The sequence below is a fragment of the Saccharothrix sp. NPDC042600 genome, from assembly GCF_040647305.1.
GTDB lineage: Bacteria > Actinomycetota > Actinomycetes > Mycobacteriales > Pseudonocardiaceae > Actinosynnema > Actinosynnema mutabilis.
In genome coordinates, this window is sequence record NZ_JBEZBW010000039.1 from 33,199 (window position 1) to 46,774 (window position 13,576).

Sequence of the window (13,576 nt, forward strand, 5' to 3'; positions counted from 1 at the left end):
GGGGTCAGCCGGCCCGCGGGATGTGCAGCGGACCCAGTGCCAGCACGGCGCGGAACTCCTTGGGCGGCACGGGGCGGGAGAACAGCCAGCCCTGGTAGGCGTCCACGCCGACGCCGCGCAGCACGTGGAACTGGGTCGCCGTCTCCACGCCCTCGGCCACGCACTTGCGGCCCATCGCCCGCGCCATGTCCACGACCGCCCGCGCCACGGCGAAGTCCGACGAGTCGTTGCCCACGCCGGACACGAACCGCCGGTCCACCTTGATGATCTGCGCGGGCAGGTCCTTCAGGCGCGCCAACGACGAGTAGCCGGTGCCGAAGTCGTCCACCGCGAACCGGATGCCGCGCCCGACCAGCTCGTCCATCGACTGCCGCACCCGCGACGGCAGGTCCACCAGCGCGGTCTCGACCAGCTCCAGCACGACCCGGTCCCACGGGATGCCGGCCTCGGCGATCGCGTTCGCCACGATGTCCACGAACTCCGGGTCACCGGGCACCAGGCCGGCCAGGTTCACCGCCACCGACACCGGCTGGTCGCCGGGCGTCGGCCAGGTCGCGGCCTCCTTCAACGCCGTGCGCAGCACCCACCGGTCCAGCTCGCGCAGCAGGTCGCCCTGCTCGGCCACGGGCAGGAAGATGTCCGGCGGCAACAGCCCGCGGTCCGGGTGCGGCCACCGCACCAACGCCTCCGCGGTCTGCACCGACCCGTCCACGCCCACCACGGGCTGGAAGTGCAGCGCCAACCCGTCGTGCGCCAACGCGTCCCGCAGCTGGCCCTCCAGGTGCACCTGCCGGTCCGCGGAGGCGATCAACGCCGCCGACGCCAACGACACCCGACCCGCGCCGGACCGCTTCGCCTCGAACATCGCCGCGTCGGCGAACCGCAGCAGGTCGTTGCCCGTGGCGCGGGAGCCGTTCGGGACGGCCGCGCCTATGGACGCCGACACCCGCACCAGCTGCCCGTGCACCGGAACGGCCGTGCGCAACAGGCCCGCGACCTTGGTGGCCAACGCGTCCACGCCGCCGACCTTGTCGATGTTCTCGCAGATGATCACGTACTCGTCGCCGGACAGCCGGGCCGCCGTGCAGCCCTCCGGCAGGCCGCCCTCCAGCCGCCGCGCCAGCGCCACCAGCAGCTCGTCGCCCGCGTCGTGGCCCAGGGAGTCGTTGACCCGCTTGAAGTTGTCGATGTCGCAGAACAACACCGCGACCCGGGACCGGTCCTCGGAGTCGAGCAGGGTCGTCAGCATCTCCTTGACCAGCGCCCGGTTCGGCAGCCCGGTCAGCTCGTCGTGGGTGGCCTGGTGGCGCAGCGCCTCGGCGGTGCGGCGGCGCTCGGTGATGTCCTGGAAGACGGTGAGCCAGAACCGGCGGCCGTCGTCCTGCACGGACAGCGCGATGTGCAGCTCGCAGTAGACGCGCTCGCCGTCGGGGCGGACCAGGATGCGCTGCGGGATCTTGTGCACCCGGTCCGCGCCCATCGCGGTCATCCGGTTCACCGAGTGCAGGCGCGCTTCCTTGTCGTCGGGGTGGGTCAGCTGCTCGGCGGTCATGCCGCGCAGGTGCTCCAGGTCCATCCCGAGCAGGTCGCACAGGGCGTCGTTGGCGTCCACCAGCCGCTCGGCCTCGTCGAACAGGCCGATGCCGACCGGCGTGAGCTGCACCAGGTCGGCGAAGCGCTGGCTGGAGCGCTTCATGCGGGTCTCGGCGGCGCGCTGCTCGGTGATGTCCTGCGCGGTGCCCACGGCCAGCGGGCGGCCGTCGGGGCCCTTCACCACCACGCCGTGGCTGCGGAAGACGCGGACCTTGCCGTCGCGGCGCACGATCCGGTGCTCGCACTGCACCGGCACCTCGTCGGTCGCGAGCTGCTGCCACAGCTCGTCCACCCAGCCGCGGTCGTCGGGGTGCACGAGGTCGAGGTAGGTCTGGTAGCGGGTGTGCTCGTCGCGCGGCACGCCGAACAGGTCGGCCAGCATGTCCGACCACACGACGTCGCCGGTCTGCAGGTTCCACTCCCACACGCCCAGCTGGGCGGCGCGCTGCGCGTCGGCGAGGCGGCGGCGGTCGTCGCGCAGCTGCCGTTCCAGCGCGCGGGCCTCGGTGACGTCCTGGATGGTGCCGTGCACCCGCACGATCCGGCCGGACTCGAACTCCGCCCGCGCGCGGCAGATGTAGACGCGGTCGCCGAACTCGCTGCGCACCTCGGCCTCGAACGGTGTCTCGTCCTTGGCGTGCAGCAGCTCGCGGCGCAGCGACTCCAGCTCGGCCCGGTCCTCGGGGTGCACCCCGCACAGCAGGTCGTCGTCGGGCGCGATGCCCAGGTCCGCGTACATCTCCAGCAGCACCTCGCTGCGGTGCACGGCCTTGGTCGGCATCTCGTAGCTCCAGCTGCCGATGCGCGCGATGCGCTGCGCCTCCAGCAGCCGGGCGCGCTCGGTCTCCAGGGCGCGGTCGGCGCGCAGCTGGGCGGTGATGTCGCGGATGTAGCCGGTGATGAACTGGGTCCGGCCGTCGGCCCGGAGCTTGGCCTCGGCCACGCCCCTGATCCAGCGCAGGTCGCCGCCGGGCCGGACGATCCGGTAGACGATGTCGATCGGGTTGCCGTCCAGCTCGCGGTTGGCCCAGTAGCCCGCGACCATGTCGTAGTCGTCGGGGTGCACGACGTCGAGCACGGCCTGCGCGCCCGGCGTGACCTCGCCCGGCTTGAGCCCGAGCATCTCGTAGTGCGACTCGGACCAGACGGTGACGCCGGTGGTCGGGTCGTACTCCCACGACCCGATCTGGGCGACGCGCTGGACGGTGCGCAGCCGCCGCTGCTCGTCGCGCAGCTCGTCGGCGGCCTTGGCCAGGTCGGACACGTCCACCAGCAGCACGGCGTGCAGGCCGGTGCCCGGCACGGCGCTGCGCACCACGCGGACCGGCAGCAGACCGCCGTCGGCCTGGCTCAGCCGCAGGTCGGGCGCGTCGCCGACGAGCAGCTCGCCCAGCGACCGGCCGACCAGCTCGTCCGCGGAACCGGCCTTCGCCAGCAGCGCGACGGCGTCGTTGGCGCGCATGACGACGCCCTTGGGGTCGACCAGGAGCGAGGGACCCTCGGCCAGCGGGATGCCGTCGAGCGCGAGCGGCGGCGCAGGGCGCGCAGGATCGAGCACCACCGGAGCGCGTCCAACCCGCTTGGGCACGGTCCCACCTTCCCGTGACTACGGCAGGGATGAACCGGCCCGGACCGCACCCGAATACGGCGTCCCCCTCCACGGGCAATATTCACCCGAGGAGAGGGACGGTATCGCTTCGGAGCGTCATCGCCCACCCCTCTTCGGGCTAACGAAACAACTCGAAGGTGGTTTCGCTGGTCCGTTGAGCCGAACGGGCGGATGCGGCCGGAGGTCTCCCAACTCCGACTGGGGGTCAGGCTACTCCGTCCTGCCGAGCTGCCAAGGCCACGGCCGCCGCGACTTCGGGTCCGACCCGCGGGTCCAGCGCGCTGGGCACGATCCGGTCCACCGCGAGGTCGTCCGCCGCGACCGCCGCGATGGCGTCGGCGGCGGCCAGCTTCATGCCCTCGGTGATCCGCTTCGCGCCCGCGTCCAGGGCACCCCGGAAGATGCCGGGGAACGCGAGGACGTTGTTGATCTGGTTGGGGAAGTCGCTGCGCCCGGTGGCGACGACGGCCGCGTGCCGACCGGCGACGTCCGGGTGGACCTCCGGGTCGGGGTTGGACAGCGCGAACACGATCGAGTCGCCGGACATGCTCGCGATCAGCTCCTCCTCGACCTTGGAGGAGGAGACGCCGACGAACACGTCCGCGCCGCGCAGCGCCTCCGCGATGCCGCCGCGCAGGCCGGAGCCGTTGGTGACCGCGGCCAGCTCCTCCTTGACCGGGTTGAGGCCGTCGCGACCGGTGTGCACGATGCCGCGCGAGTCCACCACGGTGACCTCGCCGATGCCGGCGGCCAGCAGGATCTTGGCGCAGGCCACGCCCGCCGCGCCGGCGCCGGAGATGACGACCCGCTGGTTCTTGACGTCCTTGTCGAGCACGGCGTTGGCGCCGCGCAGGGCGGCGAGCACCACGACGGCGGTGCCGTGCTGGTCGTCGTGCATGACCGGGACGTCCAGGGCCTCGATCAGCCGCTTCTCCAGCTCGAAGCAGCGCGGGGCGGCGACGTCCTCCAGGTTGACCGCGCCGAACGACGGGCGCAGCCGGACCAGCGTCTCCACGATCTCGTCCACGTCCGTGGTGTCCAGCACCAGGGGGATCGAGTCGAGGCCGCCGAAGGTCTTGAACAGCGCCGCCTTGCCCTCCATGACCGGCAGCGACGCGCTCGCGCCGATGTCGCCCAGGCCGAGGACCGCGGTGCCGTCGCTGACCACGGCGACCAGGCGGTGCGCCCACGTGTACTTGGCGGCCAGCGAGGGGTCGTCGGCGATCGCGCGGCTGACCCGGGCGACGCCGGGCGTGTAGGCGATGGACAGGGCGCGCGGGTCGGCCAGCGAGGCGGTCGCGCCGACCTCCAGCTTGCCGCCCTCGTGGGCCCGGAAGATCTCTTCGTCGGTCAGGTGCGAAGTCAGCGTCTGCTCGTTCTGGGGTAGGTCGTTCAATGCGGTCACGGGAGTCCCTCCTGCGGTGCGCGAGTTGCTTCGGCGCACCGGGACCGGCGTTGTCACGCGGATCTTCGGGGCCTGTCTGCGGGCCGGGCCGCGCGGTCTGCACGGCCGCCCTGAACGTGCGGTGCGGGCAACTATGACAGCGCCGGCCGATCGTGTCTGCGGCGGGGATCACAGTTTTTCCGCAGGTCAGAGGGCATATAGAAGAACGTACGTCCGGTTTTCTGCACCGACCGGTCGGTTTTCCCAGGCAGGATCGGTCAAGACATCCGATCTCCTAGGGTGGGCGCCATGCAGGCACGCGAGCTCAAAATTCCAGGCGTTTTCGAGTTCACCCCATCGGTGTTCCCGGACGACCGCGGGCTGTTCGTCGCCCCGTTCCAGGAGACGGCGTTCGTGGCGGCGGTCGGCCACCCGCTGCGGGTCGCGCAGACCAACCACAGCGAGTCCAGGCGCGGGGTGGTGCGCGGCGTGCACTACGCCGACGTACCGCCCGGCCAGGCCAAGTACGTGCACTGCCCGCGCGGGCGGCTGCTGGACGTGGTCGTGGACATCCGGGTCGGGTCGCCGACGTTCGGGCAGTGGGACGCGGTCGAGCTGTCGCCGGAGCGCTTCAACTCGGTGTACCTGCCGGAGGGCCTGGGGCACGCGCTGATGGCGCTGGAGGACGGGACGATCACGTCGTACCTGTGCACCGAGGGCTACAACCCGCGCGCCGAACGCGCCCTGCACCCGTTGTCCCTGGACCTCCCGTGGCCGGCCGGGCTGGAGCCGGTCCTGTCCCCCAAGGACGCCGCCGCGCCCTCGTTGGACGAGGCCCTTTCTTCCGGCTTGCTGCCTTCCTACGACGAGTGCAGCGCTTGGTACGCGAAGCTGCGCTCCTGACGCGCTCTGCGACGCACGCATCGGCGGCTCTCAGCGCAGTCGGCGGGGGCGTGGCCAGAGCCGGAACCGGATCACCCCGAGCACCTCGGCCGCGCCCAACGTTCGCGAGTCCGTAGACGCGAACGGGTTGTCCCCCTCGACGTGCCAGCCGTCCCCGTCCGGCCGGACCGCACGCTTGACCGACAGCTGACCGGGGCGGGCCGGCCACCTGACCAGCACAAGATCGTTCGGCCGGGGCGGTCTTGATGTTTCGAGGGTCACCACGTCGCCGGTCCTGAGAGTGGGGACCATCGAGGGTCCGGTCACCCGCACCAGCGGCAACGGCCTGGGTCGCGCGCGTGCCAACGATCACCTCCACCTGCCCTGGCCGAGGCCCCGGAGTAGGGTTCGGCACGTCGGAGCATCCACTGTCAGGGAGGAACAATGCGACTGCTGTCGCGCATTCTCCGCCGCCCGCTACTGGAGGCCACCGCGCACTGCGACCTCCCGTGCGGTGTCTACGACCCGGCGCAGGCCCGGATCGAGGCGGAGTCGATCAAGGCGGTCCAGGAGAAGTACCAGGCCAACGAGGACCCCGAGTTCCGCGAGCGCGCCATCCTGATCAAGGAGCAGCGCAGCGAGCTGGTCAAGCACCACCTGTGGGTGCTGTGGACCGACTACTTCAAGCCGCCGCACTTCGAGAAGTACCCGGAGCTGCACGACCTGTTCAACCGCGCCACGAAGGCCGCGGGCGCCGCCGGCACCAAGGGCTCGATGGACCCGGCGAAGGGCCAGGAGCTGCTCGACCTGATCGCCCAGATCGACAAGATTTTCTGGGAGACGAAGGCTGCGGCCTGACAACCAGGCCAAACACGGCGCTGACCAGCGGAAACCTTCCCGTCTGGTCGGCGTCGTTTTGCATCATCGGTCACCGTTGCGCGTCCTCTCGCGGCCCCATGACGGCCCAGACCAGTCCACATCGGACACTATTTGCACCACCTGTCGTGTACCGATCGGTCAGTCGGCTAGCCAGGTCGGCGGGTGCAACCGACATGTCTCGAACGTCCTTGCGCAGGTCACCCGATCACGACGGTGCGCACCCCCGAGCGGCGGTTCCCCGCGCTGCCACCGACACCCGACAGGTGTTCCGTGGTTGCTCCTTCCACCTACCGCCAAGTGCGCATGCGACCCTCACAGCCCGCCTCAGCGCCCTGCTCCTCAAGCGCACATTCCGAAGCACGTGGAATCTGGCGCTGTGACCTGTGTCACGTGGGACAACCTGCGGAAACGTCCCGAGAAGCCAACGTTGCACACGTTGAGCGTCAACAGCACCGCTTTACAGATTGGCACCGCTGAGGTGTCATGTCCCCGACCGCCACATGTGTTGACATCACATGACGCAGGTAGAAGGCACGGGTGGACCACGAGGCCACAACCTCGTGACCCCCGAAAGGGCCAGCCGGAGGACGCGACCCTCCGACCAGCCCTCGGGTCACTAGAAGATCAAGTGACCCACCGCGTTCCACAGGTTGAATACCAGTAGAACGCAGTTCGTTGTGGTGAGCACCGGGTGCCGGACCTTGAACCTAAACTCGACGGTTCGGCACCCGCCTTCGCGAGCCTCCATCGGCGGCTTCGCGAAGTCGTCGGCCATCCCACGGCCGCCCTTCGTGGTGCGGCTCGCCTCGCGACGCCCCGCACCGTTCTCGCACTCGCACATCCTGTTCGACTTCTCCTTTCTCGAACCCCCCCGGGGTGGGATCGAGCTAGCCGCTTGAGGCGACTCGGTGAAGTTGATCAGGTTCGACGCGGTTGGGCGGCCAGCCGTGAGACTGATCGACTGGGGCCAAAGTACGTAACCCGCGCCACTTCGCCAAACTCCAGCAGGCATGACGCACGTCACTGTAACAAATCCGAGCAGCCTCCCGACCCCGGCGTTTGCGCAGCTCAGCGAGCGATAGCGGTCCCGTTAAAAAACCGAGACAGCCTGAGATCAGTGAGGTGTTGATCACTTCCGGTAGCGACCCGCCGGCCCTCCGTCAGCTCCGGCTCGGGTAAGCGCGGCTTCTCGCTTCAGGAGAGACGGCGCTACACGACTTCACGAGGCCGGACGTTGGCAAGCCTGGGGGCTGGTCAACGCCGCCAAGGCGTTGAGCTGTCCACAGGCGCGGCAGCCGAGCGCCGCGCTCAGCGCTGCCAGGCCGGACCGGGAGCGCTCGTCCCGAACCGGGACGGCTGGGTGCCGATTCGACCCGAGTGGCGCATAATCGAACATATGTTCGACAAGCTGAGGCCGGAACCTCCAGCGGGCGGGCGGCAGATCGTGGTAAAGCCTCCTCGGCCCGTGTGGGTGGACCTGGGCACGGTCTATCGCGTCGGGGCTCCTCGGCGCAGCGTGCCGAACGGAATCGACCTTCAGGCCACGGTCCCCGGTGAGCTGCGGTTGTGGGACCTTTCCACCACAGGGCATTGGGCCGGGTTCGTGACGTTCGCCGTCAGCTCCGGCCGTGGGCGGGCCAGTGTGGGCCAGTGGGTGTTGGCCGACGCGCTCCGACCGCGCACCGACTAGTCGGCGCGCGGTCATGATCGGCCTGCAACAGAAGTGAACCCTTGCGCGCAGCCCGGCCGCTGGCGGAGCGGAGCGGGAGCCGGGCGAGCCGGGATCGATGCGCGGGAAGTCCTGCTTCTACTGGCTGGGGCAGGGTTCGTAGTCGCTGATGATCCATCCCGGGCCGACCGGGTTGGTCAGGGTGAGGCGGCCGAACTTCGGGCCGACGTCGTGGCGCGCTCCGGAGAAGACATCGCCCCAGTAGACCTCGCACAAGTTGAAGGTCGCCGTCTTGCTGTTGACCTGAAGCGCGGAGGAGTCCCACGACGGGTACTCGTACTTGCGGGGATCGCGGATCTGTTCACGCATCCGACGCACCGCGTCTTCACATGAAGCCGCGCCGGGTATAGAGGCTGTGAACTGCGCGCGAGCGTCGTCGGAGAACATGAAGCACACGCCCCACTCATCCCCCACGAGGACAGCGGAATTCAGCCGCTGGGCGAACAAGCGCGGCTCGCGCAACCTGAGCATGGACACGTTGAACTCGTGCTCATCAGGTGTCAGAAGCGGCCGGTGTGCCTCTTGGTATTGCCACACCCCGTATCCGGCAGCAGAGCCGACCAACAGCAGGGCCGCCACCGCCACCGGTTGCCATCTGCGCCACCGAAGCACCACCACCACAACAGCGGCGACACCGGTCGCGACACCGACCGCGAAGACGGTCTCGGCCGTCCACACGAGGTAGCCGACAACAGCGGCCAGGACCAGCGGGCCGGAGAAGCGGCACCACCCCTCCGGAACGAACCGCTCCACCACGCGCACGACCGCGGCCGCGCCCAAAGCCACCCAGGCCACGATCAACGACCAGCCGGACAACCCCCACAGGACCGCCAGCGCGCTGGCCAACCCTAACCGGAAGGCGCGGACAGTCAGCCACTGGTGAACTCGTCCATGTGTCCCACCGCGAGCCGTGTACTGATTCAGCTCGTGCGGGCGCTCCCCCGAATGCCCCATACAGCCATCATCGCTCCGAAGCAGGCTGTTCGCGGGCATTCGGCGAAGTCAACTGCCGCATGCCGCGTGCGTGGCCGACTTTCGCGGTTCCCTGCGGGGGCCGCTGGCCGTGTCCTCCCGCCGTTGCGGGACGGCCTCCGGTGCCTCGCGTGTCGCGCCCGTGGGCCGCCAGGCCCACGTTGGCGCGACCGAGGACATCGCCGGAGGCCGTCCCGCAACGGCTCAAAGGACACGAACGGCCAGCGGCCCCCGCAGGGGGCCGCCTTGATGAAGAAAAGAAACTCTGAACACACGAGCAGGCGACGCACGCGGTCAGGACGACAAGCCGTAGTGCGCAGCGAGCTTGGCGAACTCGCTCCCGCGCCTACGAGTGGCACGGTCGAGCAGCATTTGCATGGTGGTTGTTGCGAGCGGCTGACGCCGTGCCCAGTCAGGTGCTAGCCGCTTCGCGGTCGCGAGATACGAAAGCGCCCGTTGGTCCTGTCGGATCTGGGCCGCTGCATGCGCAAGATGGAGTTGATGCCCGGACTCCCAGAAGGCTGGTACATCGCCCCGTGGCGGCGGAACTCTTCCTGCAAGTCGTAGTGCTGCCTCCGGGTCCCCAAGACGCATCTTGTGGTCAACCAACTGGAACGCGGCGACCCGTGGACCAAAGATCGCGGCTTCGTTCGCCATGTCGTGTGCGGCTCGGACAGCGGCAGACTGTGCTACTACGAGCAAATCCTCAGCTCGGCGGCGACTTCCGGAACGCAGGGCGGCACTCGCCGCGTTGAAGATGAGATTTCCGAAGATCCCCGTGCGGGCCTGGTCACGGTCGAGCATCCTCGGTTCGATCTGCTCGGCTGCTTTTGTCGCAACCATCTCGGCCTCTTCGTCCCGCTGCTGACGCACGAGAGTCCACACCATATAGCGAAGCGATATTGCAGACTCAACTTCAACAGCGTCCGACTTTCGAGCAGAATCGAGCGCCCGCTTGGCGGCCGTCCACGCCAGATCATCCATGTTCAGGCGGCCTGCCATGCCCGCACCAAGTCGGTACGCTGCGGAAAGGTGACGGTAGGCCGTCGCCTTGTGGTCACCTTCCGAGTCGTGCACCAGCCTCCGTGCATCCACCAACAGCGCCGGCAACGCTTGGATCAACTCTCGGTGATTGCCGGAGACGTAAGCCTGCCATGCACGGTGCGCAGTACGGGCGAGTTGATCGGCACCCACCACTTCCACATCATCCGCAAAGTCGGCTAGGCCTGGCACATCACTCTCGGCGGTGATTGCGCGGCGCAGAATAGTATCAGCTGCCCGTTCTTCGGCTGCTGCACTATCGCCCTGAACACCAATCAGGCGCGCGGGTGTCGTGTTCAAGGCTTTGGCAAGCCTAGCAAGCGTCTCCGGCCTTACGGTGCTGCGCTCGCCACGCTCGATGCGCCCAACGGTATCTACGCCAACCCCGGCCGCGTGCGCTAGTTGGATCTGGGACATGTCTTGAGCCTTACGCAAACGAGCGAGATTCTCCGAGATTGAGGAGAACATGACCCCTCCCTTCGCACCCTAGCAGGGCAGTTCGTCCGACACCGGTGCACCCGACTCGCAGAATAGAACTTCACCCGACCTAACGGCCGCTAAGGCAGATTTGATCCTTCGCGCTAGCAGAGGTGCCGCCAGTTCGGATACTCGATTCATATGAAAAAGGCCCACCGACCGGATCTCGGGATCATTGAGTTCGATCTCGCCAACCTCCACGTCGCTTATGAGCCCGCCGTCGAAAACGAACGCCAAGCCCTCCGGCATGGGGCCGTCGGTGGGAATATGATCAATCACCAGCAGTCGCCCTAGCTTGCGATATCCGCCGATCTCCTCCTGGACTTCGCGGATGGCAGTGCGCCAGGGGGCCTCTCCGGCGTCAACAGCCCCGCCTGGGATCTCCCACGACTTCTTGTAGGTCGTTTCGAGCAGTAGCACCCGGCCTTCCTCGTCCCGGAACAGGACGCCAGCGCTCGTTCGCTTGCGGTTGAGAGAGGCCGCGTACTCGTCGTAGGGCAGGAGGTCCACAGCCTCTGAGGCTACTCCCACACCACCCTTGACCGGATCTCTGCTTCAGAGGCAGAGATCAGCCCCCGACCAACATCAAATTGTGCACGCCAGGCTGTGTTTTCGCAGGTGGGGCGGGGCCGACACTCACAAGGTGGAGACTGTCCGGTCCGCTTCGTAGGGGGTGCGTGGTGACCCACGTACAGGTGCTGTTCACACCATCAGAAGGTGCGCGCGTCGAGGTCATTGGATGGCCAGGGTCCGAACACCAGGCCCTCCGGCTCGTGTTCTCGAACGATCACGTCGTCGTCATCGGACCGCCAGCGAGCGAGGACGGTGCGGCTGTACTCGCTCAGTTCCTCGTGGAGCTGAGCGGAACGAGCGTGCAACTGGCCGCCGCGTTGGATTCGAGCAAGGGACGACACGCGCTGAGCAAACCCCGCTTGTCGTCCTTCCTCACAGATTCCCCTACCCGTTGGCCTACGACCGACCACACTGATCACTTGGGTGAGCCCGGTGCCGCGAGGCTGCCGGAATGAGCCTCCGTGTGCGGGAGTCGGCCGCGGACGCCGCAGTGTTGTGCACCATCCGGCTGCAACCCAAAAACTGGTGGCGCGTCGGCGAGCTGGTGGAGGCGTCCGGGTTGGACATCTCCGATGTGGAGTCGGCCGTGAAGAACTTGGCCAGCGTGGGCTGGCTGCATCGGCGTCAGATCGGCCGCGACCCGCTTAGCCGTCGAGAGAACTGGGCCTATCGACTGCCTGAACGGCTGAACCCGACCTCGCGGTCGTCGGTCGTGGTGACCGACTCCCAACTGCGGCGGGCCAGAGCTGGTCGTGGACCCGCTGGCGACACCGTTTCCGCTTACTCGTTGCCGGTCTTCGCACAGGTCGTCCACGCCCTGCTGCGGATGGAGCCTTACCGGGAGGTTCTGACCGTGGCTGACTTGGTGAAACGCTCACGCGTAAGCGAATCGATGGTGCGCAGCGTCTGCCGGGATCTCATGGCGGCGGGTCACCTAGAAGCACGGCGGTCAGATGGGCGGGACGGGAAAGCCCGGCGCGGCACGCAGATGTACCGGATGACGGCGTTTGGTCGGGAGGTCTACCTGACCTCGGCACCTGGTGAGTGGGAAGCGGAGGTGATCGGCCGTGAGCGGAGCGTCAGGTCCGGAGCGCACGGGGTCAGAGACGCGCTGGGCTGAGGCGCTCGCGGCCACCTCGTTTTTCGCGGCGAGGACCGCTGTGTCCAGATTGACCCCACGCCCTGACGCTGACCCTCAAGCATGGATGCGCTACCACCGCAAGGCAGCGCAGGTGTACCGCCGAGTGTCCGAAGTTGACACGATGCACAAGTACGAGGCCGCTGGATGGGCGCAAGCCGAAGAGATCCTTGCGGAGCGGATCAAAAAGACGGGTACCAGCAAGCGCTAGCCCTTCCACCAGGACCGCAGTACGACGGAGGCTCCCAGGTTGCCGGGTGCGATGATCGACCTGGTACGTGGACTCATCGTGCCGACTGGACACGGTGGTACGTGTGGCGACGGTCGGAGCGGGTTAACCAAGTAGAACTACGACCGAACAGCGGCGACTGAGTGGAAGGGACCGGCGGGGCGTGACTCCAGCGTTTGACGAAGACAGTGCCCGGCAAGTGCTCGTAAAAGCTTGCCACGAAGTCGGCTTCACCGCCGACAACGCAAGACTGCTCCGACTCGGCCAGAACGCTATATTCCACCTTGAAAGTGAGGGCGTTGTTGCGCGAATAGCACGCGCGGGTAGCGACCCAAAGCGAGTTCGATCGGAAGTTGATGTTGCGGAATGGCTGGAGAAGGTCGATTTTCCGGTGGCAAAGGTTGCTCAACTTCCTTCAGGGGCGGGGCAGCCATGCGCCATCGATTCACATCCCGTAACGTTCTGGGAGTACTTCAAGGGTCGAAATGGAAATCCCGGCGATATCGGTTCACTTGCACAACTTCTATCACGCCTTCACTCACTCAATGCGCCTTCCACCTTCGATCTACCTCACGAGAATATGCTCGACCTGACAAAAGAACGAGTGGCTCGCGCCCCTATTCCGGACGACGACAAGAAATTCCTAACCAACCTTTGCGATGACTTGGAGCGCGAAGTTCAAGCGCTGAACTACGCCCTCCCGGCCGGACCTGTCCACGGAGACGCGCACGTTCAGAATCTTCTCGTCTCCGACGCCGGCCATGTAATTATTATTGACCTGGAGCGATTCGCATGGGGGCAGCCCGAATGGGATCTAGCTATGACTGCCACCGAATACGCGACTGCCGGATGGTGGACGCCACAGCAATACTCCACGTACGTAAAAAACTATGGCTTCGACGTCACTGACTGGTCCGGCTTCCCTGTGGCGAGGGCCGTGCATGAACTTAAAATGACGACGTGGATCATGCAGAATGTCCACACGTCAGCGAAGATCGCCAACGAGTACGGGCTGCGCATGGGCACGCTCCGGCACCGCGACAACATCGGGATGTGGACGGCCTTTTGAG

At 67.4% G+C, this 13,576-nt stretch carries 12 protein-coding genes; 6 read left to right on the plus strand and 6 right to left on the minus strand.

What is annotated here, in order from left to right:
- Window positions 1–4 precede the first annotated feature (4 nt).
- Both AB0A74_RS22870 and AB0A74_RS22875 read right to left on the minus strand, forming a co-directional pair.
- Window positions 5–3,181: an EAL domain-containing protein gene (locus tag AB0A74_RS22870; protein ID WP_358252303.1), complete on the minus strand. Its 3,177-nt coding sequence runs from the start codon at window positions 3,179–3,181 to the stop codon at window positions 5–7.
- A gap of 226 nt (window positions 3,182–3,407) precedes the next feature.
- The gene (locus AB0A74_RS22875; RefSeq protein WP_358252304.1) at window positions 3,408–4,607 is read right to left on the minus strand and encodes an NADP-dependent malic enzyme; all 1,200 of its coding nucleotides are present in this window, start codon (window positions 4,605–4,607) and stop codon (window positions 3,408–3,410) included.
- A 288-nt stretch (window positions 4,608–4,895) separates the two neighbouring features.
- On the opposite strand from AB0A74_RS22875, the gene AB0A74_RS22880 reads away from it, so the two are divergent.
- On the plus strand, window positions 4,896–5,489 hold the full coding sequence (locus AB0A74_RS22880) for a dTDP-4-dehydrorhamnose 3,5-epimerase family protein (RefSeq protein WP_358252305.1): 594 nt from the start codon (window positions 4,896–4,898) through the stop codon (window positions 5,487–5,489).
- Window positions 5,490–5,519: 30 nt separating this feature from the next.
- Here the strand turns inward: AB0A74_RS22880 and AB0A74_RS22885 are convergent, their stop codons facing one another.
- Entirely contained in the window at window positions 5,520–5,834 is a 315-nt protein-coding gene (locus AB0A74_RS22885; protein WP_343935815.1) for a S24/S26 family peptidase, read from the minus strand.
- Between the two features lie 84 nt (window positions 5,835–5,918).
- Here AB0A74_RS22885 and sodN point away from each other — a divergent pair, with 84 nt between their 5' ends.
- Window positions 5,919–6,326: a superoxide dismutase, Ni gene (gene sodN / locus AB0A74_RS22890; protein WP_211351631.1), complete on the plus strand. Its 408-nt coding sequence runs from the start codon at window positions 5,919–5,921 to the stop codon at window positions 6,324–6,326.
- A gap of 1,417 nt (window positions 6,327–7,743) precedes the next feature.
- Window positions 7,744–8,037 (plus strand): hypothetical protein, encoded by a 294-nt coding sequence (locus AB0A74_RS22895; protein WP_358252306.1) that lies wholly within the window; start codon window positions 7,744–7,746, stop codon window positions 8,035–8,037.
- Window positions 8,038–8,154: 117 nt separating this feature from the next.
- On the opposite strand, the gene AB0A74_RS22900 is transcribed toward AB0A74_RS22895, so the two are convergent.
- The 3 genes from AB0A74_RS22900 to AB0A74_RS22910 form a co-directional block, all read right to left on the minus strand.
- Window positions 8,155–8,922: a hypothetical protein gene (locus tag AB0A74_RS22900; RefSeq protein ID WP_358252307.1), complete on the minus strand. Its 768-nt coding sequence runs from the start codon at window positions 8,920–8,922 to the stop codon at window positions 8,155–8,157.
- 420 nt (window positions 8,923–9,342) lie between these two features.
- Window positions 9,343–10,557: a helix-turn-helix transcriptional regulator gene (locus tag AB0A74_RS22905; RefSeq protein WP_358252308.1), complete on the minus strand. Its 1,215-nt coding sequence runs from the start codon at window positions 10,555–10,557 to the stop codon at window positions 9,343–9,345.
- Window positions 10,558–10,575: 18 nt separating this feature from the next.
- Window positions 10,576–11,076, minus strand: a complete 501-nt coding sequence (locus tag AB0A74_RS22910; RefSeq protein ID WP_358252309.1) for an NUDIX hydrolase — start codon at window positions 11,074–11,076, stop codon at window positions 10,576–10,578.
- Between the two features lie 514 nt (window positions 11,077–11,590).
- Here AB0A74_RS22910 and AB0A74_RS22915 point away from each other — a divergent pair.
- The 3 genes from AB0A74_RS22915 (at window position 11,591) to AB0A74_RS22925 (ending at window position 13,575) form a co-directional block, all read left to right on the plus strand.
- Window positions 11,591–12,259 carry a hypothetical protein gene (locus tag AB0A74_RS22915; protein WP_358252310.1) on the plus strand — a complete coding sequence of 223 codons (669 nt, stop codon included), beginning with the start codon at window positions 11,591–11,593 and terminating at the stop codon, window positions 12,257–12,259.
- A complete protein-coding gene (locus AB0A74_RS22920) occupies window positions 12,207–12,488 on the plus strand; it encodes an AMED_5909 family protein (protein WP_358252311.1) in 282 nt (93 codons plus the stop codon). Before AB0A74_RS22915 ends, AB0A74_RS22920 begins: the two co-directional genes overlap by 53 nt.
- A 181-nt stretch (window positions 12,489–12,669) precedes the next feature.
- Window positions 12,670–13,575: an aminoglycoside phosphotransferase family protein gene (locus AB0A74_RS22925; RefSeq protein WP_358252312.1), complete on the plus strand. Its 906-nt coding sequence runs from the start codon at window positions 12,670–12,672 to the stop codon at window positions 13,573–13,575.
- Window position 13,576 lies beyond the last annotated feature (1 nt).

Bases quoted from the DNA above. Each gene is read 5' to 3' on its own strand.
- AB0A74_RS22895 (WP_358252306.1), top strand. From the start codon at position 7,744: ATGTTCGACAAGCTGAGGCCGGAACCTCCAGCGGGCGGGCGGCAGATC.
- AB0A74_RS22905 (WP_358252308.1), bottom strand. From the start codon at position 10,557: ATGTTCTCCTCAATCTCGGAGAATCTCGCTCGTTTGCGTAAGGCTCAA.
- AB0A74_RS22915 (WP_358252310.1), top strand. From the start codon at position 11,591: ATGAGCCTCCGTGTGCGGGAGTCGGCCGCGGACGCCGCAGTGTTGTGC.
- AB0A74_RS22880 (WP_358252305.1), top strand. From the start codon at position 4,896: ATGCAGGCACGCGAGCTCAAAATTCCAGGCGTTTTCGAGTTCACCCCA.